19 protein-coding genes are annotated in these 22493 nt (G+C 65.0%); 9 read left to right on the forward strand and 10 right to left on the reverse strand.

The genetic code is table 11. The annotated features are described in order from the left end of the window. The first annotated feature begins 63 nt into the window (after positions 1–63). The 8 genes from urtA (at position 64) to PTE31013_RS00965 (ending at position 7819) form a co-directional block, all read left to right on the forward strand. Positions 64–1338, forward strand: a complete 1275-nt coding sequence (urtA, locus tag PTE31013_RS00930; protein ID WP_150610965.1) for an urea ABC transporter substrate-binding protein — start codon at positions 64–66, stop codon at positions 1336–1338. A 55-nt stretch (positions 1339–1393) separates the two neighbouring features. Further along, on the forward strand, positions 1394–2311 hold the full coding sequence (gene urtB / locus PTE31013_RS00935; RefSeq protein ID WP_150610966.1) for an urea ABC transporter permease subunit UrtB: 918 nt from the start codon (positions 1394–1396) through the stop codon (positions 2309–2311). Positions 2312–2369: 58 nt separating this feature from the next. Beyond that, entirely contained in the window at positions 2370–3554 is a 1185-nt protein-coding gene (urtC, locus tag PTE31013_RS00940; protein ID WP_150610967.1) for an urea ABC transporter permease subunit UrtC, read from the forward strand. Then, positions 3551–4294, forward strand: coding sequence for an urea ABC transporter ATP-binding protein UrtD (urtD, locus tag PTE31013_RS00945; protein ID WP_150610968.1), 744 nt, complete (start codon positions 3551–3553; stop codon positions 4292–4294). The genes urtC and urtD overlap by 4 nt, the downstream gene beginning before the upstream one ends. Before the next feature lie 14 nt (positions 4295–4308). Further along, positions 4309–4998, forward strand: coding sequence for an urea ABC transporter ATP-binding subunit UrtE (gene urtE, locus PTE31013_RS00950; protein ID WP_150610969.1), 690 nt, complete (start codon positions 4309–4311; stop codon positions 4996–4998). Positions 4999–5066: 68 nt separating this feature from the next. Beyond that, positions 5067–6305, forward strand: a complete 1239-nt coding sequence (gene fmdA / locus PTE31013_RS00955; RefSeq protein ID WP_150610970.1) for a formamidase — start codon at positions 5067–5069, stop codon at positions 6303–6305. Positions 6306–6357: 52 nt separating this feature from the next. Continuing rightward, positions 6358–6711 carry an FmdB family zinc ribbon protein gene (locus PTE31013_RS00960; RefSeq protein WP_150583620.1) on the forward strand — a complete coding sequence of 118 codons (354 nt, stop codon included), beginning with the start codon at positions 6358–6360 and terminating at the stop codon, positions 6709–6711. Positions 6712–6790: 79 nt separating this feature from the next. After that, the gene (locus tag PTE31013_RS00965; RefSeq protein ID WP_150610971.1) at positions 6791–7819 is read left to right on the forward strand and encodes an aliphatic amidase; all 1029 of its coding nucleotides are present in this window, start codon (positions 6791–6793) and stop codon (positions 7817–7819) included. A gap of 35 nt (positions 7820–7854) precedes the next feature. Here the strand turns inward: PTE31013_RS00965 and PTE31013_RS00970 are convergent, their stop codons facing one another. The 7 genes from PTE31013_RS00970 to PTE31013_RS01000 form a co-directional block, all read right to left on the reverse strand. Further along, positions 7855–9354: a M81 family metallopeptidase gene (locus tag PTE31013_RS00970; protein ID WP_150610972.1), complete on the reverse strand. Its 1500-nt coding sequence runs from the start codon at positions 9352–9354 to the stop codon at positions 7855–7857. After that, positions 9351–10613 carry a Zn-dependent hydrolase gene (locus PTE31013_RS00975; protein WP_150610973.1) on the reverse strand — a complete coding sequence of 421 codons (1263 nt, stop codon included), beginning with the start codon at positions 10611–10613 and terminating at the stop codon, positions 9351–9353. The genes PTE31013_RS00970 and PTE31013_RS00975 overlap by 4 nt, the downstream gene beginning before the upstream one ends. A 126-nt stretch (positions 10614–10739) precedes the next feature. Next, the gene (locus PTE31013_RS00980; protein ID WP_150610974.1) at positions 10740–11441 is read right to left on the reverse strand and encodes an ABC transporter ATP-binding protein; all 702 of its coding nucleotides are present in this window, start codon (positions 11439–11441) and stop codon (positions 10740–10742) included. Then, positions 11438–12205, reverse strand: a complete 768-nt coding sequence (locus PTE31013_RS00985; RefSeq protein WP_150610975.1) for an ABC transporter ATP-binding protein — start codon at positions 12203–12205, stop codon at positions 11438–11440. The genes PTE31013_RS00980 and PTE31013_RS00985 overlap by 4 nt, the downstream gene beginning before the upstream one ends. Next, a complete protein-coding gene (locus PTE31013_RS00990) occupies positions 12202–13191 on the reverse strand; it encodes a branched-chain amino acid ABC transporter permease (RefSeq protein ID WP_150610976.1) in 990 nt (329 codons plus the stop codon). The genes PTE31013_RS00985 and PTE31013_RS00990 overlap by 4 nt, the downstream gene beginning before the upstream one ends. Further along, the gene (locus tag PTE31013_RS00995) at positions 13191–14048 is read right to left on the reverse strand and encodes a branched-chain amino acid ABC transporter permease (RefSeq protein ID WP_150610977.1); all 858 of its coding nucleotides are present in this window, start codon (positions 14046–14048) and stop codon (positions 13191–13193) included. Before PTE31013_RS00995 ends, PTE31013_RS00990 begins: the two co-directional genes overlap by 1 nt. 152 nt (positions 14049–14200) lie before the next feature. Then, positions 14201–15409 (reverse strand): ABC transporter substrate-binding protein, encoded by a 1209-nt coding sequence (locus PTE31013_RS01000; protein ID WP_150610978.1) that lies wholly within the window; start codon positions 15407–15409, stop codon positions 14201–14203. Positions 15410–15735: 326 nt separating this feature from the next. On the opposite strand from PTE31013_RS01000, the gene PTE31013_RS01005 reads away from it, so the two are divergent. Then, positions 15736–16683: a FadR/GntR family transcriptional regulator gene (locus tag PTE31013_RS01005; RefSeq protein ID WP_150610979.1), complete on the forward strand. Its 948-nt coding sequence runs from the start codon at positions 15736–15738 to the stop codon at positions 16681–16683. Between the two features lie 54 nt (positions 16684–16737). On the opposite strand, the gene PTE31013_RS01010 is transcribed toward PTE31013_RS01005, so the two are convergent. The 3 genes from PTE31013_RS01010 to PTE31013_RS01020 form a co-directional block, all read right to left on the reverse strand. Then, positions 16738–17808, reverse strand: coding sequence for an agmatine deiminase family protein (locus tag PTE31013_RS01010; protein ID WP_150610980.1), 1071 nt, complete (start codon positions 17806–17808; stop codon positions 16738–16740). Positions 17809–17871: 63 nt separating this feature from the next. Beyond that, complete coding sequence (locus tag PTE31013_RS01015; RefSeq protein ID WP_150610981.1) at positions 17872–18441, reverse strand: molybdopterin-dependent oxidoreductase; 570 nt, start codon at positions 18439–18441, stop codon at positions 17872–17874. Positions 18442–18582: 141 nt separating this feature from the next. Further along, positions 18583–22344 (reverse strand): AfsR/SARP family transcriptional regulator, encoded by a 3762-nt coding sequence (locus PTE31013_RS01020; protein ID WP_174978387.1) that lies wholly within the window; start codon positions 22342–22344, stop codon positions 18583–18585. Positions 22345–22493: the final 149 nt, after the last annotated feature.

Here is a 22493-nt window from a genome sequence, read left to right on the forward strand (position 1 = left end):
GTTCAAACCCGTGAAACCCGCCCGCCGCGCTTCTTGCACAGGGCCTATGATCAGGAGAACGTGATGTCCGCAGACGATCGATTCGAAGATGACGAGCGCATGACTTCGCCGTTGCGCAGGCGGCTGCTCGGCGGCCTTGCCGCGGCCCCGCTCATGGCGCTGGGCCTGCCGCGAACGTCGTTCGCACAGGTGCCGCCGACGGCCAAGGTGAACACCACCGGTCTCGCCGTGACCGACACCTCGGTCACGGTCGGCCAGTTGCACTCGGCAACCGGCACGATGGCGATCTCCGAGACGGGCTCGATTCAGGCAGAGCGTCTTGCCATCGAACAGATCAATGCGATGGGCGGCGTGCTCGGACGCAAGATCAACATCATTCAGGAAGACGGTGCGTCCGACTGGCCGACCTTCGCCGAGAAATCCAAGAAGCTGCTCGAGAACGACCATGTCGCGGCCGTTTTCGGTTGCTGGACGTCGGCCTCGCGCAAGGCGGTGCTGCCGGTGTTCGAGAAGGACAACGGCTTGCTGTACTACCCGACGTTCTATGAAGGTCTGGAGCAGTCGAAGAACGTCTTCTACACCGGCCAGGAAGCCACGCAGCAGATTCTCTGGGCGCTCGACTGGGCGTCGAACACGAAGAAGTCCAAGACGTTCTTCCTGATCGGTTCCGACTACATCTGGCCGCGCACGTCGAACAAGATCGCGCGCCGTCATATCGAGCAGCATCTTCACGCGAAGGTGGTCGGCGAAGAGTATTACCCGCTCGGCACGACCGAGTTCAATTCGCTGATGAACAAGATCAAGCTCGCACGTCCCGACTGCATTTTCGCGACGGTGGTAGGCGGCTCGAACGTGGCGTTCTACAAGCAACTCAGGGCAGCGGGCATCACGCCCCAGAAGCAATTCCTGCTGACCCTTTCCGTCACGGAAGACGAAGTGCTGGGCATTGGCGGCGAAAACTTCGCGGGCTTCTACTCGTCGATGAAGTACTTCCAGTCGCTGGATAACGACAACAACAAAAAGTTCGTCGCCGCATTCAGGGCGCGCTACGGTGCGAAATCGGTGATCGGCGACGTGACACAGGCGGCCTACCTGGGCCCCTGGATCTGGAAGGCCGCGTGCGAGCGCGCGGGCAGCTTCGACGTGAACAAGGTGGTCGCCGCGTCAGCGGGCATTGACCTGCGCAACGCACCCCAGGGCTACGCGAAGGTCGATCCGAACCATCACCTGTGGAGCCGATCGCTGATCGGCGAAGGGCAGGCGGACGGACAGTTCAAGGTCGTGGCGAGTTCGCCGGAGCCGATCCACCCGGATCCGTTCCCGAAGGGCTACATGTAATCCCTCAACCCGCACAGGCGCGACGACCGCATGGTCGTCGCGCGAGGAGCGTCAGATGTCCGCCAACGACATTCTCAATATCACGCTGATGCAAGGCTTTGCAGGACTGCGCCTGTTCAGCGTTCTGCTGCTCATGGGGCTCGGACTGGCCGTGATCTTCGGGCAGATGGGCGTCATCAACATGGCGCACGGCGAATTCATGACCATCGGCGCCTATACCGTCTACATGTTCTCGTGGGTCACCCAGAACGTCTGGCCGGTATTCGCGCCGGTGTATTTCTTCTTCGCCATCGTCGCCGCCTTCGTGCTCGCCTTCGGGGCGGGATGGCTGGCGGAATGGGCGCTGATCCGACATCTGTACCGGCGTCCGCTCGACACGTTGCTCGCCACCTGGGGCCTGAGTCTGGGCATGCAGCAAGTGTTCCGTTCGACGTTCGGACCGAAAGAAGTCAGCCCGGTGCTGCCCGACTGGCTCATGGGGTCGTGGGAGCCGACACCCGGTCTCGACATTCCGGTGAGCGGCATGTTCGTGATGGCGCTCGCGCTCGTCATGACGGGCGGCCTGCTGTTGGCGCTGTACCGCTCGCGCTGGGGGCTGCGTGTGCGCGCGACCGTCGCCAACCGGCCGATGGCGAATGCGGCGGGCATCAATACCCGCCGCACCGACCGGATGACATTCGCAATCGGCTGCGGCATCGCTGGCGTCGCCGGTGCGGCGTTCACGGCCATCGGGTCGACAGGGCCGACCAGCGGCTCGCTCTATATCGTCGATTCGTTCCTGGTGGTGACGTTCGGCGGCGCGGCGAGCCTGCTCGGCACGGTGGCCTCGGCCTTCGGCATCGCACAGATGCAGTCGATCAGCGAGTTCTTCCTTTCCGGTTCGATTGCCCGCGTGGTGACGCTTCTCACCGTGGTGGTCATTCTGATGCTGCGCCCGCAGGGCCTGTTCGCCTCGAAAGTCCGGCGCGTGTGATTCGCAGGTGCGCCGGTGTCCCGGTCGTCGACCGATTCCTCTGTATGGAGAGATGTACATGGAACCCATCCAAACCTCGGCGGGCGGCGTCTCCCTCCGATCCGAGGCCCCCGTCCCGCCCGTCGGCTGGCGCGCAATGCTGGCGCGCTTCGACGCTTCGGGATACGCGGGCATCGTGATACTGGCCGTGCTCATCGTCGTCGTGTTTCCGCTCGCGCTCGACGCATTTCGCCTGAACCTCATGGGCAAGTACCTGACGTATGCATTCGTCGCCGTCGGACTGGTGATCGCATGGGGTTACGGCGGCGTGCTCAGTCTGGGGCAGGGCGTCTTCTTCGGGCTTGGCGGCTATGCGATGGCCATGTTTCTCAAGCTCGAAGCGTCGAGCGCCGCGGCCACGAGTACGCAGACCACCCCGGGCATTCCGGACTTCATGGACTGGAATCAGATCACCGCGCTGCCGGATATGTGGAAGCCGTTTCACTATCTGCCGTTCTCGATTATCGCGGTGCTCGTCGTGCCGACGGCGCTTGCCTTCGTGATCGGTTACGCCATGTTCAAACGGCGGGTCGGCGGTGTGTATTTCGCCATCATCACGCAGGCCGTGGCACTGATTCTGTCGGTACTCATCGTCGGCCAACAGGGATATACCGGCGGGGTGAACGGCATCACCGATCTGCGCACGCTTCTCGGCTGGGACATTCGCACGGACCACGCGAAGCTCGTTCTTTACTTCGTCAACGCGGCGTTGCTGATCGTCGCGTTGCTGCTGTGCCGGTGGGTGCAGCGCGGCAAGCTCGGTACGCTGCTGCTGGCCATGCGAGACAAGGAAGACCGCGTGCGGTTCTCGGGCTACGACGTCTCGATGTTCAAGGTGTTCTCGTTCTGCTTCGCCGCGTTGCTTGCTGCGATCGGCGGCGCGATGTTCACGCTTCAGGTCGGTTTCATGTCGCCGTCGTTCGTGGGCATCGTGCCGTCCATCGAGATGGTGATTTATGCGGCGGTGGGCGGACGTATGTCGCTTGTCGGCGCGGTGTACGGCGCGATTCTCGTCAATCTGGGCAAGAGCTGGTTCTCCGAGAGTTTCCCCAACCTCTGGCTGTATCTGATGGCGGCCATGTTCATCGGCGTGGTGATGGCCTTCCCGAACGGGCTGGCGGGTCTTTTCGATGCGCATGTGCGCCCGCGAATTCGCCGTTTTCTCGGCGCCGGGAGCACGACAGAAAGGGAGCGTAAAGCATGAGCAACACCGACTTTCTTCTGGCGATAGAAGACCTCACCGTTTCGTTCGACGGGTTCAAGGCCATCGATTCCCTGAATCTGTATCTGGAGCGTGGTGAGTTGCGTGTCGTGATCGGTCCCAACGGCGCTGGCAAAACGACGCTGCTCGATCTTATCTGCGGCAAGACGAAGGAGACGGCGGGCAGCATCAAGTTTCGCAACGAGGAAATCACGCGACTGGCCGAGTTCAGACGCGTGCACAAGGGGATAGGCCGCAAGTTTCAGACGCCTTCGATCTACGAAAACCTGAGCGTCGCGCAGAACCTCGAAGTGTCGTTCCCGCGTGGACGCGGCGTGTTCGGCGCGCTTTTCTACCGCACCGATAGCGAGGTTGCGGACCGTGTCCGATCCGTTGCCGAAGACATCGGTCTGTCGGCCTCGCTCGATCTCGAAGCTGGTTTGCTGTCGCACGGACAGAAACAGTGGCTGGAAATTGGTATGCTTCTTATGCAGGATCCCGAACTGTTGATGCTGGATGAGCCGATTGCCGGCATGAGCGTGCGCGAGCGCGAACTGACGGCTGAGCTGCTCGATCGAATCTGTCGCAACCGCTCGATGATCGTCATTGAGCACGACATGGCTTTCGTCGAGCGGATCGCGCACAAGGTCACCGTGATGCATCAGGGAAAGATTCTCGCCGAGGGCCCGATGGCCAAGGTGCAATCCGACCCGCGCGTGATCGATGTTTATCTCGGACACTGATCGGAGGACACATCATGTTGGAAGTCGATGATCTTGTCGTCAGCTATGGCCAGAGCGAGGTGCTGCACGGCATCGGCTTTTCCGTCGCCAGTGGCGAAAGCGTTGCGGTGATGGGCCGCAACGGGATGGGCAAAACAACGTTGTTCAAGTCGTTGATCGGCATGTTGCCCGCGGATCGGGGCACCGTTCGTGTGGGCGGTGTCGACGTGTCGAGGGAAGAGAGCTTCCGGCGCGTGGCCAAGGGAATCGGTTACGTTCCGCAGGGTCGCCAGGTCTTTGCATCGCTCACCGTCGAAGAGAACATCCAGACCGGGCTCGAGAATGCGGCGAGCCAGTCCGTTCCCGACGATCTCTATGCGTTGTTTCCCGTGCTGTTCGACATGCGCCGCCGCAAGGGCGGCAATCTCTCCGGCGGACAGCAGCAACAACTCGCCATTGCGCGCGCGCTCGCGACCAATCCCAAGGTACTGCTGCTCGACGAGCCGACCGAGGGGATTCAGCCGTCCGTCATCAAGGACATTGCCCGGGCGCTCAATCACATTCGCGCGACGCGCAACATCGCCGTGGTCGTTTCCGAGCAGGTGCTGAGTTTCGCGATGGACGTGGCGGACCGATTGTTCGTGATCGAGGGCGGGCGCTTCGTTCATCAGAGCACGCGGGGCGCCGGCGATGCCGGGCGCATACGCGAATACCTCTCCGTGTAATCCGACGCCGCGTGGCGTCATTGATCGCCGGTGTCTGGCATCGGCATTTGAAACCAGGAGCGAGTGCAATGGCCGAAACTCTCATCAAGGTCGACCTGAACCAATCCGCGTACGAAAACGAGCAGGTGCACAACCGTTGGCATCCGGACATTCCGATGGCGTGCTGGGTGAATCCCGGCGACGACTTCATTCTTGAGACGTATGACTGGACCGGCGGCTTCATCAAGAACAACGACAGCGCCGACGATGTTCGCGATATCGACCTGTCGATCGTGCATTTTCTCTCGGGGCCGGTGGGCGTGCATGGCGCGCAGCCCGGCGATCTGCTGGTCGTCGATCTGCTCGACATCGGCGCGAAGCAGGACAGTCAGTGGGGCTTCAATGGCTTCTTCTCGAAGACGAACGGCGGTGGCTTTCTGACCGATCATTTTCCGCATGCGCAGAAGTCGATCTGGGATTTCCACGGGCTTTACACGAGTTCGCGGCATATTCCGGGCGTGAATTTCGCCGGACTGATTCACCCGGGACTGATCGGCTGTCTGCCGGATCCGAAATTGCTTCAGACATGGAACGAGCGCGAGGTCGGCCTGATCGCGACGGAGCCGGACCGCGTGCCGCCGCTGGCCAACCCGCCGTTCGCCGCGACGGCGCACATGGGCAAGCTGACGGGCGACGCGCGCAACATGGCTGCCGCCGAAGGCGCACGCACGGTGCCGCCGCGCGAGCATGGCGGGAACTGCGACATCAAGGATCTCTCGCGTGGCTCGAAGGTTTTCTTCCCGGTGTATGTCGATGGCGCAGGGCTGTCTGTGGGCGACCTTCACTTCAGTCAGGGGGACGGTGAGATCACGTTCTGCGGCGCCATCGAGATGGCGGGGTGGGTGCATATGCGTGTCAACGTGATCAAAGGTGGCATGGCGAAGTACGGCATTCGCAATCCGGTGTTCCAGCCGAGTCCCATCACGCCGGCGTACAACGACTATCTGATCTTCGAGGGTATCTCGGTCGACGAGCAGGGCGGGCAGCACTATCTGGATGTCGCGGTCGCCTATCGTCAGGCGTGCTTGAACGCCATCGAGTATCTAAAGAAGTTCGGGTACTCGGGGTCGCAGGCGTACTCGTTGCTCGGCTGTGCGCCGGTGCAGGGGCATATCAGCGGCGTGGTCGACATTCCGAATGCGTGTGCGACGCTGTGGTTGCCGACGCAGATCTTCGACTTCGACATCCGTCCGAATGCCGACGGACCGATTCGTCACGTGACGGGGAGTGTCGACATGCCATGTTCGCCAGATCTGGTGAAGGGCTGACGCGGCGTGCGTCACGAGCATCACTCACGAGATAGGACAACAGGAGGCGGAGATGCCGATTTACGACTTCGAATGTGCGACGTGCGGACCGTTCGCCGTCATGCGGCGCATGGCGGATCGCGACACGCCGTGCCATTGCCCGGATTGCGGGGGTGAGGGCACGCGTGTGATGACGGCGCCGTCGCTTGCGTTGATGGGAAGTGCGAGTCGCGCGGCGCACGCCACGAACGAGCGGGCGGCACATGCACCGCGTCATTCGGGCGACGGGCCGTCGTCGCGTCATCGACCGGGGTGCAGTTGCTGCACCGGCGGCAAGGTGTCGCTGGCGGGGGCGAGTGGGCAGACGTCCACGGCAACGGGCGGGCTGAAGCGGCCGGCGGGACGGCCCTGGATGATCAGCCATTGATTCTGTTGGAAGGGCTCGGCACGGCCCGGGGTCTCCGGGCCGTGCGTCGGGACCGCGAGTTTTGAAGGAGAAGGGACTCATGCGACATGGGGATATTTCGAGTAGCCGCGACTGTGTGGGCGTTGCGGTCGTCAACTACAAGATGCCGCGTTTGCATACGAAGGCGGAGGTATTGGAGAACGCGCGCAGGATCGCCGACATGGTCGTCGGCATGAAGCAGGGGTTGCCCGGCATGGATCTCGTGATCTTTCCCGAGTACTCGACGCACGGGATCATGTACGACCGTCAGGAGATGTTCGACACTGCAGCGACGGTGCCGGGCGAAGAGACGGATATTTTCTCGGCGGCATGTCGCAAGGCGAATGTGTGGGGGGTGTTTTCGCTCACGGGTGAGCGGCACGAGGATCATCCGAACAAGGTGCCTTACAACACGCTGGTGCTGATCGACAATCGCGGGGAGATCGTGCAGAAGTACCGCAAGATTATGCCGTGGACACCCATCGAAGGCTGGTACCCCGGCGACCGCACTTATGTGACGGTAGGGCCGAAGGGGCTGAAGATCAGTCTGATCATCTGCGATGACGGCAACTATCCGGAGATCTGGCGGGATTGCACGATGAACGGTGCGGAGCTGGTGGTGCGTTGTCAGGGGTATATGTATCCGGCCAAGGATCAACAGGTGCTTGTGGCGAAGGCGATGGCGTGGATGAACAACACGTATGTGGCTGTCGCGAACGCGACGGGCTGGGACGGTGTGTATTCGTACTTCGGCCACTCGGCGATCGTCGGCTTCGACGGCCGCACACTCGGTGAGTGCGGCGAGGAGGAGATGGGCGTGCAATACGCGGAGCTGTCCGTGAGCGCGATTCGCGACGCGCGCAAGAACATGCAGTCGCAGAACCATCTGTATAAGCTACTTCACCGCGGATACACCGGGACGATCCATTCGGGCGAAAGCGCCAACGGCGTCGCCGATTGCCCGTTCGGGTTCTACCGCGATTGGGTCACCGACCCGGAAGGCACACAGCGGAAAGTCGAGGCCATCACCCGCTCGACACCCGGGACGGAAGAATGCCCGATCGACGGGATTCCTTGTGGGGGAGGTTGAGAGGTGGCGGGCCGTGAAGGCCCGCCACCGCATACTTATCCGCCGAACTTCACCTCCCGATCCAGCGGATACACCGGACGGTTCAGGTGCGAGAACGGGAACAGCGCGTAATTTGAACTCGTTACGCCGTCGCTGTCGCATTCGACGAGGCCCTGGGCAATCGGCACGAACACCGGGCGGCAATACATGCGCGACTTGAGCAGCAGGAAGCGCTCGCGGCGCGGGTCGAGGCCGACGCACGTGAACACGCCGTGATCCCACGGTTCGTGCGTGCGCTCCGTCACCACGATGCGCGCCGGCCCGATATCGAACAGCACCGTGCGCCCCATGTAGCAGCGTTGCCCGGTGTACGTCGGTCCGCTCACGACATACTCGCCGTCGCCGATCTTGCGCACGATGCCCGTGAGCACCGGCGGTGTCTTGACGATGCCCAATTGCGTCAGCGCGCGTTTGTTGCCGACCGCCAGCGTCACCTCGGCGCCCTCGCCTGCGGCGATCAACGTCGCGACCGCTTCCGGGTCGCACAGCGGACCGACGCCGATACCCGTCAGTCCGGCCGCGAGCGCGGCGTCGAGCACATCCATCGTGTCGCACGTGCCGCCCGACATACAGTTGTCGCTGTGATCGAGCAGCAGCACCGGCTTGTCGGCGCCTTCGGCCAGCCGCTTCGCTTCGGCAATCGACTCGGCGAGCGGCGCGCTGCGGTAGACGAAGTCGTCGCGTGCCTCCCACACCTGCGCGGCGATACGATCGGCGACGGCTTGCGCACGTGCCAAGCCCGCCTCGCCGTCATCCGCCGTCACGACGACGCTGATGCACGGCGCGGGGATGTCCGCGAGCGAAAAACCCGAGAACACCGATACGGCCGGAATGCCCTCCTCGGCTTCGGCGCGCCGCGCGGCGTCGAGCGCAAGCTTCATCGCGCCGCCGTGGCTCGTGCTGCGCAACGTATGCACCATCAACGGCGGTTGTCGCCAGACCACGCGAGGGCGGCGCTTGCCCTGTAACATCTCGAACAGCAAGCGTCCGGCGTGCTCGCCTGTCTCGTACATGTCGATGTGCGGATACGTCTTGAAGCCCACGACGATATCGGCGTTCGCCACGATCTTCGGCGTGACGTTCGCATGCAGGTCGAGCGCAACCGCGATCGGTGTATCGGGCGCGGCCGCGCGCACGCGCTCCAGCAGATCGCCCTCGCCGTCGTCGCTGTTTTCCGCAACCATCGCGCCGTGCAGATCGAGCAGGATCGCATCGACACCGCCTGCGGCCGCCACGATCCGGTCGCACAGGGCGGTGTAGGCGCTCGCCGCGACCGGGCCGCTCGGGTTGGCCGCAGCGGAGACGGGCGTTACCATCTGCGCCCCGGCGGCCTCGGCGAGATCGATGAACGCGGCCATCGCGGTGCGCATGCCCTTGTTCTCGCGACAGGCGGCCTCGTCATAGCTCGGGCCGTGGTTGCCGAAGGCGTCGAGCGGTGTGGGTACCGGCGAGAAGGTATTTGTCTCGTGATTCATCCGCGCGATCATGACTTTCATGCCACACCTCCCGCGCGTTGCAGCATCGCCTGCAACAGCACGTTGCAACCGGCTTCGAGGTGCGCCGGATCGGCGTCCTCGATCTCGTTGTGACTGATGCCGTCCTTGCACGGGACGAAGATCATCGCCGTGGGGGCGACGCGCGCGAGATAGACGGCATCGTGCCCCGCACCGCTGATGGCATCCATCGACGACAAGCCAAGCGCCTGCGCGCCCCGCCGAATCGCTTCGACGAGTTCCGGTGCAAACGGCTGGGGCGGGAAGTACACGACCGGCTCGATGGCGATGTCGATGCCATCGGTGCGCAACGCGGCGCACTCGGCGCGCAGCTTGGCGTCGAGCGCGTCGAGCGTGGCGTCGTCGGCGGCGCGCAGATCGACCGAGAGCTTCACGCGGCCCGGAATCACGTTGCGCGAGTTCGGATAGTTGTCGACCCAGCCGACCGTGCCGCGCGCATGCGGCGCGTGCTCGCATGCAATGCGGTTCACCGCCTGAATCAACTGCGCGGCCGCGAGCAGCGCGTCGCGGCGTAGTTCCATGGGCGTCGGGCCGGCATGGGCCTCCATGCCCGTGAGGGTCACATCGTACCAGCGCTGACCGAGTGCCCCCTGCACCACGCCGATGGTCTTCCCGTGCGCTTCGAGCACCGGTCCTTGCTCGATGTGCGCTTCGAAATACGCACCGACGGCGCCCGCTTCACCCACGGCCGGTGTCGCACCGGCGTAGCCGATGGCGCGCAGTGCGTCGGCGACGCTCACGCCGTCGTGATCGGTTTGCGCGAGTGCGTGATCCAGCGTGAAGGCGCCCGCATAGACGCCGGACCCCATCATCACGGGCACGAAGCGCGACCCCTCCTCGTTGGTCCAGACGACGACTTCGAGCGGCGCGTCGGTCTCGATGCCGTTGTCGTTGAGCGTGCGCAGCACCTCCAGTCCGGCGAGCACGCCGTAGTTGCCGTCGAACTTGCCGCCGGTCGGCTGGGTGTCGATGTGACTGCCGGTCATGACGGGCGGTAGCGCGTCGTTGCGGCCTGCGCGGCGCGCAAAGACGTTGCCGATGGCATCGACACGCACCGTGCAGCCAATCGCCTTGGCCCACGTCACGAACAGATCGCGGCCCTGCCGGTCGAGATCGGTCAGGGCGAGGCGGCATACGCCGCCCTTCGGGGTCGCGCCGATGTGCGCAAGTTGCATCAGGCTGTCCCACAGGCGCGCGCCGTCGATGCGCACTGCGGCAGCCGGTTGATCGAGACGTTCCATGTTCACAAGTCCTTCAGGGCAGGCGCCGCGTCATTCGCGCAGGCGCCTGCGTTGGCAGAATGGCGCGCTCGCCTCGCGGCATCGGGACGTGGCGGCGCGCGTTGGGGGAAACGGGGGATGCGCGGCTCAAGCCACGCCCACGCCGAGATAACGGTCCTTGACGACCTCGTCGGCGAGAAACGTGGCGTTGTCCGCGCCATACACGATCACGCCTTGTTCGACGATGTAATGCCGGTCGGCGAGCTGCGTGCAGACTTCCAGGTTCTGCTCGACGAGCAGGATCGCGACGCCCGCTTGCTTGATGAGCTTCAACTGCGCCACGATTTCCTCGACGATCACCGGAGCGAGCCCTTCGACCGGCTCGTCGAGCATGAGCAGACGCGGGTGATTCATCAACGCGCGCCCGATCGCCAGCATCTGCTGTTCGCCGCCGGAGAGTTGCGCGCCGCCGTTCTTGCGGCGCTCCTGCAAGCGCGGAAAGATGCGATAGATGTCGGCAAGCTGCCACGGTGAATCGCGACGCGCACCGAGCTTGAGGTTTTCCTCGACGGTGAGCAGCTTGAAGATGCCGCGATGTTCGGGCACGAAGCACACGCCGCGCGCGGCAATGCGATGCGCCGGTTGTCCTGCAACGGGCTTGCCCAGGAACGCGATGCTGCCGGCCTTGGGCGGCACGACGCCCGCAATGGTCTTGAGCGTGGTCGACTTGCCCGCGCCGTTGCGTCCGAGCAGCGTGACGAGTTCGCCATCGCCCACGCTCAGCGATACGCCCTGCAGGATGTGGCTCTTGCCGTAATAGCTGTGAACGCCTTCCACGTCGAGGATCATGCGCGGCCTCCGGTAATCATGTTGCCGAGATAGGCGGCGCGCACGCGGTCGTCGGCACGAATGACGTCCGGCTTGCCTTCGACGAGCACCCTGCCTTGCTGCATCACGGTGATGGTGTCGGAGATGTCCATCACGATATTCATGTTGTGTTCGATGAGCACGACGGTGTGATCGTCGCGCAGGCCGCGAATGAGCTGCTTCATGTCGTCGAGATCGTCGATGCCCATGCCCGACGTTGGCTCGTCGAGGAAGATTGCCTTGGGACGTGCCGCGAGCGCCATGCCCACCTCCAGGCGGCGTTGCTGACCGTGCGAGAGCGCGCCTGCCGCCGTGCCGGCGTGACGCGTGAGGGCGAGGCGCGTGAGCACGTCGTCGACGACGGATGCGCAAGCGCGCGGGCCGTCCGCCTTGCGCCAGCACGAGAGTGCGCGGCGCGGCGTCACCCCCAGCGCGGCCAGCCGCAGGTTCTCGCGCACCGACAGATTCTGGAAGAGTGCCGTCACCTGAAACGAGCGCGCGATGCCGCGCTGGACACGCCGGTAATCGGCTTCTGTGGTGACGTCGTGACCGTCGAACAGGATGCGCCCGCCCGAGACCGGTACCGTGCCGGTGAGCATATGAAACAGCGTGGTCTTGCCCGCGCCGTTCGGGCCGATGACCGAGTGCACCGTGCGCGGGGCCACGCGCAGATCGACGCCGTGCAGCGCGGTGAATTTGCCGTAGCGTTTGACGACGCCGGTGGCTTCGATGAGAGCGTCGCTCATGTCGGGTCTCCCTGCGTATCCAGTTTGCCGTTCGGCCCGCCGCGCTTGCCGGTGATGCGATACCACAGCGCTTCGCCCACGCCCCACAGGCCACGATGCATGAACAGACTGACCGCGATGAGCAGCAGGCCGAGCAACAGCAACCAGCGCGGCCAGAGCGTGGAGAGCCAATCGGCGGCAATGACGTAGAATGCCGCGCCCAGCACCGATGCGAAGAGGTTGCCGGTGCCGCCGATTACCGTCATCACAAGAATCATTTCGCTCGAGTGGTATTCGATGTTGGACAGCGGCGCGATGCCCGTCATGAGCGCATGCAACGCGCCCGCCAGCGCCGTGACGGCGCCCGAAATGGCGAAGGCCACGAGCTTGAACGTTTTCACGTGATAGCCGATGGCGGCCGCGCGGGCCTCGTTGTCGCGAATGGCGAGCAGCGTGCGGCCGAACACCGAATCGGCCACACGCAACAGCACCGCGAAGACAATCAGGAAGACGACCGCGACGAAGGTGTAGTACTGCCAGGGCGTCTCGAGCGGGATCAGCGTCTTGCCGCCCAGCGCGAGTGACTGGCGCGGGATGTCGAGCAGCCCGTTGTCGCCGCCGGTCCAGTCCGTCGCGGTGTAGGCGAGGAAGTAGAACATCTGCGCACACGCCAGCGTCAGCATCACGAAGTAGGTGCCCTTCTGCCGGATCGCGAAACTCCCAACGATGGCTGCGATCACCGCCCCCAGCACGATCGCCGCACCGACGGCGAGTGGCATGGGCAGCGCCGTGCGCGTGAGCAGGATGCCCAGCGCGTAGCTGCCCAAGCCGAAGAAGATGCCCTGGCCGAACGAGAGCAGCCCGGTGTAGCCGAGCAACAGGTTGCAGCCAAGCGCGGCAAGCGCGTAGACGAGCACTTCGGTCGCGAGCGTGCCCGAGGACAGCGTGACCGGCAGGATCAGCGTGACGGCGGCGGCGAGCAGCCAAAAACGGTAACGTACCAGCATCATCCCCTCCCGAGCAGGCCGTGCGGGCGCATGAGCAGCACCGCCGCCATCGCCACATAGATCATCAATCGGGCGCCTTCCGGCCAGATCGTGCTCATCAGGCTTTGCACGATACCGATCACGAGACCGCCCACGAGCGCGCCGGCAAAACTGCCCATGCCCCCGATGACGACCACCACGAAGGCGATGCCCAAGGCCTCGATGCCCATGAACGGTTCGACGCCGCGCACCGGTGCCGCCAATACCCCGGCCAGCGCGGCGGTGCCCGCGCCGAGCGCGAACGCGAGGCTGAACACCCGGAACACGTTGATGCCGAGCAGCGACACCATCTCGGACGACTCGCTGCCCGCGCGCACCGCGCTACCCAGGCGCGTGCCTTCGAGCAGCCACCAGAGCACGGCCGCGAACACGATGGTGAAGCCGATGAGGAAGAGCCGGTACTTCGGATAGATGAAGCTGCCCCACATCACCACGCCATCGAGCGCCGCGGGCACGGCGACGTTATCGCCGAGCGGCCCCCAGATGATGATGACCAGCTCCTGCACGACGAGCGCCAGGCCGACCGTGACGAGGATGTGGAATTCGTGCGCTTTCTCGTAGATGCGCGAGAGCAGCAGCTTCTCGGCGATCCAGGCGAGGGCGCCGACGACGATCGGGCAGACGATCAGCGCGAGCCAGAACGACAGGCCCCATTGCATCGCCTGGTAGCAGCAATACGCGCCGAGCACATAGAAGGCGCCGTGCGCGAAATTCACGAAGCGCAGCAGGCCGAAGATGATCGACAACCCGACGGCGAGCAGGAAGTACAGCATGCCGATCCCGATGCCGTTGATGACCTGCAGAAAATAGACGTTCATGCGCGTCCCGGAGAGCTTGGGTGGACGTGGAGCACCGTGTGCCGTCCGGCGTTCGCCGAGCGGCACGCACGACACGTGCGGAGACGGCCAGGCGTCCCCGCGAGCGACACAGCGTGAGCGCTCGCGCAGCGACAGCGCGCTGCGCTACACGCTCAGGCCAGCTTGCACTGGGTCTTGTCGAGCGGCAGGAACGATTTCCCGGCGCTGACAATGTCGGCGAAGTCGTCGGCATTTCTCATCTTCGCCTTGGGCTTGCCCTTGAGCAGATAATAGTTCTTGAGCACCTGGTGATCGCCCTTGCGGATCTCTTCCGGCCCCGTGAGCCCGTCGTACTTCATGCCTTCCATCGCGGCGATGACGGCCTTCGGATCGGCGCTGCCGGCCTTGATCATGCCGTCGAGCATGAGCTTCGTGCAGATGTACGAGCCCGCGAGGCTGTAGTTCGGATTCTGCTTGAAGCGGTCCTGCGTGCGCTTGACGAGATCGAGGTTCAGCGGCGAGGCGACCGCGTGCCAGTATTGCGCGCCGAAGTACACCCCGTCGCACAGATCGGCGCCGAGCGTCTCGAACTGCTCCAGGCCGGAGGCCCATGCCATCAGGATCGTGCAGTTCTTCTTCATGCCGAAGCTCACCGCCTGACGCAGCGTATCGGACGATTGCGAGCCGAAGTTCAGGAGCAGCAGCACGTCGGGCTTGGCGGCGGCCGCGTTCGTGAGATAGCCCGAGAACTCCTTCTCCGACAGCGAGTGATAGCTGTTGCCGACGTGTTCGATGCCCTTTTCCTTGAAGACGTTCTTCGCGGCGGTGAGCAAGCCTTCGCCGAACACGTATTGCGGCGTGATCGTGTACCAGCGCTTGGCCTTGGGCATCGCTTCGATCAGCGGGCGTACGGTTTGCTCGATGGCGCCGAAGGTCGGCACCGACCAGCGGAACGTGGCGTGGTTGCAGTCCTTGCCCGTGATTTCGTCGGCGCCGGCCGTCGTGATGAAAACGCCGCCGGCCTTCTCGACCTCCTTGCCCATGGCCAGCGCTTCGGACGACAGAATGCCACCCGCGAAGAAGCGAGCGCCCTTCTGTTGCGCGATTTCCTGCACGCGGCGGATGGCCGTGGCGGGCTTGCCCTCGGTGTCCAGGGTGGTATAGGCGAGCGGGCGGCCAACCACCTTGCCGTACTGCTCGACGATAAGCTTCATGCCCAGATCGGCAAACTTGCCGTTGGCGGCGAATGGGCCCGACATCGGTACCGGACACGCCAGCTCGATGGCGCCGGTGCTTTGCGCGAACACATCGCGCGCGGTGAATAAGGAGGAGGCAGGCAGAGACGCCGCAGCGGCGAGCTTCAATAGTTCACGACGATTCAATTGGGTCTCCAGGGAAGGGAGCAATCGTTCATGGGGTACAAACGTGCAGCGCGTCACACGCTGACCGGCCAGAGATCCGAGAAAATCGATCCCAGGCAGCGACCTGACAGTGACAGCTTGCAGCGTCCGGGGCCTTATCCCTATCCGTCATATTTATTATGATAAATAGGATGAATTTGATCGTAGGTATAATATTTTGAGGTGTCAATCAGAAAAAATTCTCATCCGGCACTGCCGGTAGAACACGTTCACAAGCCTGTCAGTCATGTGAACAGATCCTTGAGAGGCGCCATATGGCACGAGATGCGCAAACGGTGCGAGAGCCGATGGAAATCAAACAACAAAAGCGTGGCGATCTTGTCGCCGAAGCCATCAAGCGTCTGATTACCGAGGGCAACCTGCTGCCAGGCGACCGTCTGCCGCGCGAGGTGGAATTGCAGCAGATGTTCGCGGTGTCGAAGAGCACTATTCGCGACGCGCTCAAGTCACTTGAAGTACAGGGACTCATCAAGGTCAGCACGGGTCCGTCGGGGGGCGGCATGGTGGTGGAAGTGCCACTCGAGCGCACGTTCCAGCTCATGCAGAACTACCTCTTCTTCAAGGAAGTGAGCATCGACGACATCTACATGGTGCGTCAGTTGCTCGAGCCGGAGCTGGCCGCCGGTGCGGTGCCGCACCTGACCGAGGCTGACTTCGAGGCGCTTGAACACAACATGGCGTGTTGCAGTCCCGCGTCGCACGACCGGAGCGAATTGCTGCGACAGCGTCAGGCCGACATGGACTTCCACGACATTCTCGCGGCGGCCAATCCCAACAGCTTCCTGCGCTTCACCTGCGAACTCGTCAACGAGATGATTCGCCAGTTGATCGTGTTCGGCAACGAGACACCGCGGCGTGAGCACGAGAAGTTCGGTACGGCCAACGTCGATATCCATCGCCGGATTACCGACGCGGCGCGCGCGGGGGATGCGCAACGCGTGCGTGAGCTCATGCACTTCCACATGCAGGAAGCGCGCACCTACATCAAACGGATGAACGGGAAGCTGCGCGGTCGCCTCATTCTCGATTCGGATATCGCCGACATGCAGCAGCGAGTGCGCTCGCAACTCGGGACGAACGGGTCGCGCGCGTTGGCGCCCGAGGGGACGAGCGCGGTGAAGCGTGTCGCGAAGGCCACTGGCAAGGTGCCTGCCAAGCCGAAGGTCACCGGCATTAAGGCCGCCGCGGCGACGAAGGCCGCGCCCGCGCGCAAACGTCGCGCGACGTCGAGTTAAGGCGGGCTGGGGCTTGCAACGGCGGACCCGGGCGGACCGGTGCGCGCCGGAAGTTTACAGCGAGATCGTCGCCGGTTGCTGTTGCGTGCAGCAATGAATCCCGCCGCCGCGCCGCGCAATGCCGCGCAGCGGCATCTGCGCGATGTGCCGGTCGGGGAATGCCTGCTGCACGATGTCGCGTGCCTGCGCGTCAGCCGCCGGATCTCCAAACGACGCCATCACGACGCCACGGTTAGGCAAATAGAAGTTCACATACTCCGGCGCGAAGTCGGGATCGTCCGCGACAGCGGCGGGCAGGACGTCAAAATCAACGCAGGGCAGCAGGCCGATGTCGAAGTGCCGTCCGCGGGCGTCGCGCGCGAGGCGCAGCGCCCGCAGGTTTTCCTTCGCCTCACGCGCCCATTCGTCGTTGCCGTCGGCCCCGGTGGCGAGCAATACGCCGGGCCGCACGAAGCTCGCGATGCCGTCGACGTGACCGTCGGTGATCGTATCGAGCCGTGAGCCGGGTAGCCACACGACGTGCGTTACCCCCAGCCAATGACGGAACACGTCTTCCGCTTCACGACGCGTCAGGCCGGGGTTGCGATTCGGATTGAGAATCGAGGTCTGCGTCACGATCAGCGTGCCCTCGCCATCCACATGCCACGATCCTCCTTCGCCCACGATCGGCATTGACGTAGTGTCAATGTCGAGCGACAGCGCGACACGTTGCGCGAGCCTCGGATCGGCGTCGGGCATCGGTCGGATCTTGTGTCCCCAACCGTTGAAATTCCAGCGCAGCGCGTGCAGCGTCTGGGCGTCGTCGAGCACGAAGGTGGGGCCGGTGTCGCGCATCCAGTGATCCTCGACGGGCATCGGGTGAAGCGTGGCGCTCTCGGGCAGGCAGCGACGCGCTTCGTCGAGATGATGGGGGTCGACCGCGACATGCAGCGGCTCGAAGTGCGCGATCGCGCGGGCCATGCGTTCCAGTTCACCGACGACCTCATGCCGACGCGCGCCCGACATGACCGTGTGGCTCGGCCAGGCCATCCAGCAGGCGGCATGCGGATGCCACTCGGGCGGCATGCGCCAGCGGCCGACGGCTTGCGCGTCCGTTGCGACGGGGGGGCGGTGAGGTGGCGTCATCGTTTGCGTGACCGTGAGGAAAGTGCCGTCAGTGTACGAAACGCCTGGTCGGCGCGGGGCGGGTCAACGCGTCGGCGGATCGGGCAGATGGACGGAGAGCCGCTTGAGTGCACGTACCCGGCGTAGCGCCACACGAAGATCGCCGGTTGAGATTAGGCCGATGCCGCCTTCGTCGTCGCCAAGCGGCCGTCCGTCACGTTCATAGATGACGAGTGCACCGATGCCCACCGGCGTGTTGTACAGCTCATGCCACGAGAACATGACGGTGTAGCCGTCGGCCCCTTGCGCCAGGACGAACGCTCGCGTGAAGTCGCGGGCATGCGGCAGGCGCAGTTGCGCGATGTCGAGCAGTGCGCTCAGCCTGACGCCCTTGTATTCGCTCGCGCTGCGCACCGTCCTGCCTGAGAGGCAGACGACGTCGAGCGGCCCGGTCAGTTGCGTGGGCAGGCGCATGAGTGCGCCGAGATCGAAGGAGTGACGACGCTTGACGCAGCCGGAGACGACCACTTCGCGCGACACCCGCGACGCGGGCGCAAGGGGGAGAGGACTCACCAAGGCGAGCGCTGAATCACTGGCGGTGAGGCGCGTGTCCGGCAAGGCGCCGGGGGGCACGCGCAGGGAGTTGAGGGACATGTCGGTTCGGTGGTTGGGCTAGGGGCACCGGTCGCTGCAATATAACGGCCGGACCCCGCACGGACATACAGCGCAACTGATAGCGGCTATTCGCGCGATGCGCGAACGGCCGGCACAGGCGCGCCGCCCGTCCTTGCCCGATCAGCTACCGAATCGGGCGGCGCGCAGGACGGGGCGACGCGCGAAAACGTCGGCGATCACCGCCCTCGCCTCCTGCACGTCGGCGAGGGTCTCGCCGCCTTGCAGTGCGTCGAGCGCCTCGCGCAGCAGGTCCACGTACTCGGGGTCGCCCGGCGCGTCGCCGCCGCCCAGGCGCAACAGGCTGACCGCGGCGCGCAGGGTGAGCATCGGCGACGCCTGTGCCCGCGCGATTTGCAGCGCGTGTTCGAGCCATGGACGCACGGCGTCGTCGGGATGATGACCGGCGCGAAGAAAGCCGCCCTTCTGACGCAGGAATTCCGCTTGCCAATGGGCGTCGCTGCGACGCACGGTCACGTGCGTACCGCGCTCGGCCGCATGCAGTCCAAGCGCGATGTCGCCGGTGCCGGCGCAGGCTTCCACCAGCAACCCGAAGAAGATGCCTTCGACGCCGCCCATGATTTCGCTCAGACGTCCCACGCAGTCGGTGATGCGCTCCAGGCCGCTCACGTCGCCGCGCGAGGCGAGCGCCCAGCCGCGAATCGTCTGCCCGGCCAGTGCCCAGAGCGCCACGCCGGTCTCCGACGCCACTTCGATGGCCTCACTCGCCAACGCTTCGGCGGAGGCCACCTCGCGACGCAGGCGTCGCAGCATCGCGGCGAACACGAGGGCGAACGAGAAGGAGTAGCGGCGGCCTTGCTGACGTCCCATCGCCAGCGCTTCTTCGCTGGCCGCGAGCGAGGCATCGTGCCGCCCCGTGAACCAGTAGGCCCACGAGAGGAACGATAGCGCGGTGATGCGGGCGTCTTCGCCCAGCCCGGTGTCGGCGTGTTCGGGACGGTAATGGGCGAGGCTGCTTTCGAGCGCCGTGACCGCGCCGCCGAAGTCGCCGTGGCAGCAAAGGCTGTTGCCCAGCGCGTAGTAAGCGTGGGCGAGCAACGGTGCGGCATCGGCTTGTTCTGCGATGAGAATGAGCTTGCGTGCGAGTTCGATGCTGCGCTCGAAGCCGCTCCACGAACTGGAGCCGAGCCACAGTCCCCAGAAGACCGGGAACAGCGCGACGTCGTCGCCCATCGGCTGCGCGAGTGCGAGCGCCGTCTCGAAGTTATGACGCGCCGGCTCCGAGCCGTAGCCGTGCAGCGAAACGAGCGGCACGCCGAGCGCCATGCGCAGTTGCAACTCGCGTTGCGCGATCAGCGCGCCGGAACCGGTCTGCCGCAAGACGTCGAGCGCGCTCTGATAGTGCGCACACGCTTCCCGGAAGGCCTGGCGCTCCGTCGCGTACTCGCCCGCGAGACGGTAGTGCTCGATGGCGGCGTCCGGTTCGTCGGCCTGGCGGAAATGCCACGCAAGCACTTCGGGTTCGGTCTGCACGGCGTCGTCGTTGTGCTCGCGCATGGCAAGGGCGATCCGGCGGTGCGCGTCCTGACGGCGTTCCTGTGGCTGCGCGTCGTAAGCCGCCTTGTGCAGCAGCGCGTGGCGGAAGACGTAGCGGCCATGGTCCTGACGCTGCACCAGCGCGCACGCGACGAGCGTGTCGAGCGCGCGCTCCACGAGCGCCATCGAGCGTCCGCTCGCGACGGCGAGCAGATCAACCTGGAACGCCGGGCCGAGGCACGAGGCGAAGTGTGCGACCGGCTTGGCGCTGCCTGCGGCGTCGATGCGTGCCATCATCAGCTCCTGAAGGCTCGCGGGCATGGGCATGGCGCCGGCGGCGCTGCGGGCGCCCTGTTGGGTGGCGGTGGCTCGCGCCAGCTCTTGAAGGAACAGCGGCACGCCTTCGGCCAGATGCACGATGCGCTCGCGCAGGGCGGCGGGCAGGGCCACGCGCGGGGTCGCGGCGCGCACGATCGACGCAGCCGCTCCCGCATCGAGCGGGGCCAGGTCGATCCGGCGCAAGCCCACATGATGACGCCACGGCTGCTCGAATTCGGGCCGGGCGCACACCATCAGCAGGCGGCCGCGAGGCGGATTCTCCGCCATGAGCGCGAGCCATTCCAGCGTGGAGGGATCCGCCCAGTGGGCGTCGTCGAGCATCAGCACGCCGCCGTCGGGCAGCAAGGCGGAAAGCAGGGCGGGCGCTTCGTCGAGCACGGCCTGCTTCCACGCGTGCGGCACGTTGCCGTCGGCGTGCATGTCGAACAAGGCGCGAAGGCGGCGATGCGCCAGCAGGGCGGGTTGCGGCAGTTGCGCGGCGCCCTCGACCGATTGCGCGCGCAGCCAGCGCGCGATCGGGTGGAAGGGCGTGCCCGCGCCGTCCGGCGCGCAGGCCAGTTCGATCGCGCGCAGGCCGCGCGTTTCGACGAAATGACGCACCAGCGCCGATTTCCCGATGCCGGCCTCGCCGATTACGAGCGTCAGCACACCGTGCCCGGCGCTGGCGTCCCGCATGCCCGTGTGCACGGCGGTAAGTTCGGCCAGCGTGGCGTCGCGGCCGAAGAGCATGGCCGCGCGACGTCGCGAACGACGTTCCGGCGTTCTATCGGGATTGACGCGAAACACCGGAATCTCGCGATGTGCATGGCGCTCGCGCACGCTGCCGTGCGGTGTGGAGGCGATGGCCACGCCGATGAGGCGCTGCGTGGCGTCGCAGATCAGCACTTCGCCGGGCAGCGCCATGTCGGCCAACTGTGTGGCCGAGCGCGACACGCGTCCGCCGGTGTCGGGGCTGTCGTCGGCCACCGAGCTGATGACCAGTCCGGTGTGAATGCCCACACCGATGCCGACGCGTACGGAGCTTGCCTGCGCGCAGCGCATGGCGGCTTCGACGGCGTGTCGTCCGGTGCCTTCGAGCGCGGTGGGATATCCGAAATAGCCGAGCAGGCCACCCGTCGGCGTGCGCACCGTGTAGCCCCACGACTGGCGCAGGATCGTCTCGCATTGCACGAGCGGGGGGCGCATCGTGCCGACGAGCGCGTCGGGATCGTCGATGCCATTTGGCGCGAGCTCAATGGCCACGACGGTCAGCTGGCGCCGCTCGGGACCCGTGGCGCGCTGTTCCATACGCGCGGGCGGTGTCTCCAGCAACTGCGTGAGCGCCTCGCCGGGCTGCTCACCGAGTTCTTCGTCGAGGATGTCGCACAGACGGCGGTATTCGGTCTCGGCTTCATCGCGGCGCCCGGCGCGCAGCAATAGCGCGAGCAGGCATTGCCAGCCCGATTCGTCGAACGGCGCCAGCGCGACGAGCTGGCGCGCATGAGCGAGCGCCTGATCGAGATCGCCCAGACGCGCGTAACCGTCGGCGAGCAGCCGTTCGCCGAAGACGCGGCGGCGTTGATATTCGTCGCGTTGCAGTTCGATCCACTGTTCGAGATCGGGCGTATCGCGAACCGACAGCCCGTGCAGGAAGGGCCCCTGATAGAGGGCGACGGCGTCGGCCAGATGTTGCAGATGGGCGGCCAGATCCAGGCCCGTTACGGTGTCGAGCGTGCGATTCGCCTGTTCGATCATGCTCGCGAAGACGTGTGCGTCGATCCAGAGCCCGGTCTCGGGGCGCAGGCGCACGACCTGGCGATCGGATTCGAAGAGTTCGTCGCCGAGCGTGTCGCGCAGGTGGAAGAGCATGCGCTTGAGCTTGTCGCGGCCCCCCTGGCCGTCTTCGTCGGGCCAGAACAGGTCGGCGAGTGCGCCGCGCGTATGAAAGCCCGGCTGCAGGGCGAGATAGGCCAGCAGGCCGCGCGCTTTCGTGTACTTCACGGCGCACGCCTGTTTGCCTTGTTCGACCCGCATCGGTCCGAGCAGGTAGAGCGATCTGGTGGCTTGCATTGTCCCTGGACGGCAAATAGGCAGCAACGACGCGCACCCATGTGGGCGGCGCCGGCGCCGCGAATTCATGATGTCGTTGCACCAGACCGACGTATCCGGCGCGCGGCACGGGATGCCAATGGGGCCGGAACACCGGCACTCTGACGAAA

Source organism: Pandoraea terrigena (assembly GCF_902459705.1).
GTDB classification, from domain to species: Bacteria; Pseudomonadota; Gammaproteobacteria; order Burkholderiales; family Burkholderiaceae; genus Pandoraea; species Pandoraea terrigena.

What these genes read in the sequence shown, in the direction of transcription:
- urtD (WP_150610968.1), top strand. Translation starts at nt 3,551, where the DNA reads ATGAGCAACACCGACTTTCTTCTGGCGATAGAAGACCTCACCGTTTCG.
- PTE31013_RS00960 (WP_150583620.1), top strand. Translation starts at nt 6,358, where the DNA reads ATGCCGATTTACGACTTCGAATGTGCGACGTGCGGACCGTTCGCCGTC.
- urtE (WP_150610969.1), top strand. Translation starts at nt 4,309, where the DNA reads ATGTTGGAAGTCGATGATCTTGTCGTCAGCTATGGCCAGAGCGAGGTG.
- fmdA (WP_150610970.1), top strand. Translation starts at nt 5,067, where the DNA reads ATGGCCGAAACTCTCATCAAGGTCGACCTGAACCAATCCGCGTACGAA.
- PTE31013_RS00995 (WP_150610977.1), bottom strand. Translation starts at nt 14,048, where the DNA reads ATGAACGTCTATTTTCTGCAGGTCATCAACGGCATCGGGATCGGCATG.
- PTE31013_RS01005 (WP_150610979.1), top strand. Translation starts at nt 15,736, where the DNA reads ATGGAAATCAAACAACAAAAGCGTGGCGATCTTGTCGCCGAAGCCATC.
- PTE31013_RS01010 (WP_150610980.1), bottom strand. Translation starts at nt 17,808, where the DNA reads ATGACGCCACCTCACCGCCCCCCCGTCGCAACGGACGCGCAAGCCGTC.
- urtB (WP_150610966.1), top strand. Translation starts at nt 1,394, where the DNA reads ATGTCCGCCAACGACATTCTCAATATCACGCTGATGCAAGGCTTTGCA.
- urtA (WP_150610965.1), top strand. Translation starts at nt 64, where the DNA reads ATGTCCGCAGACGATCGATTCGAAGATGACGAGCGCATGACTTCGCCG.
- PTE31013_RS01015 (WP_150610981.1), bottom strand. Translation starts at nt 18,441, where the DNA reads ATGTCCCTCAACTCCCTGCGCGTGCCCCCCGGCGCCTTGCCGGACACG.
- PTE31013_RS00980 (WP_150610974.1), bottom strand. Translation starts at nt 11,441, where the DNA reads ATGATCCTCGACGTGGAAGGCGTTCACAGCTATTACGGCAAGAGCCAC.
- PTE31013_RS00985 (WP_150610975.1), bottom strand. Translation starts at nt 12,205, where the DNA reads ATGAGCGACGCTCTCATCGAAGCCACCGGCGTCGTCAAACGCTACGGC.
- PTE31013_RS00990 (WP_150610976.1), bottom strand. Translation starts at nt 13,191, where the DNA reads ATGCTGGTACGTTACCGTTTTTGGCTGCTCGCCGCCGCCGTCACGCTG.
- PTE31013_RS00975 (WP_150610973.1), bottom strand. Translation starts at nt 10,613, where the DNA reads ATGGAACGTCTCGATCAACCGGCTGCCGCAGTGCGCATCGACGGCGCG.
- PTE31013_RS00965 (WP_150610971.1), top strand. Translation starts at nt 6,791, where the DNA reads ATGCGACATGGGGATATTTCGAGTAGCCGCGACTGTGTGGGCGTTGCG.
- urtC (WP_150610967.1), top strand. Translation starts at nt 2,370, where the DNA reads ATGGAACCCATCCAAACCTCGGCGGGCGGCGTCTCCCTCCGATCCGAG.
- PTE31013_RS00970 (WP_150610972.1), bottom strand. Translation starts at nt 9,354, where the DNA reads ATGAAAGTCATGATCGCGCGGATGAATCACGAGACAAATACCTTCTCG.
- PTE31013_RS01020 (WP_174978387.1), bottom strand. Translation starts at nt 22,344, where the DNA reads ATGCAAGCCACCAGATCGCTCTACCTGCTCGGACCGATGCGGGTCGAA.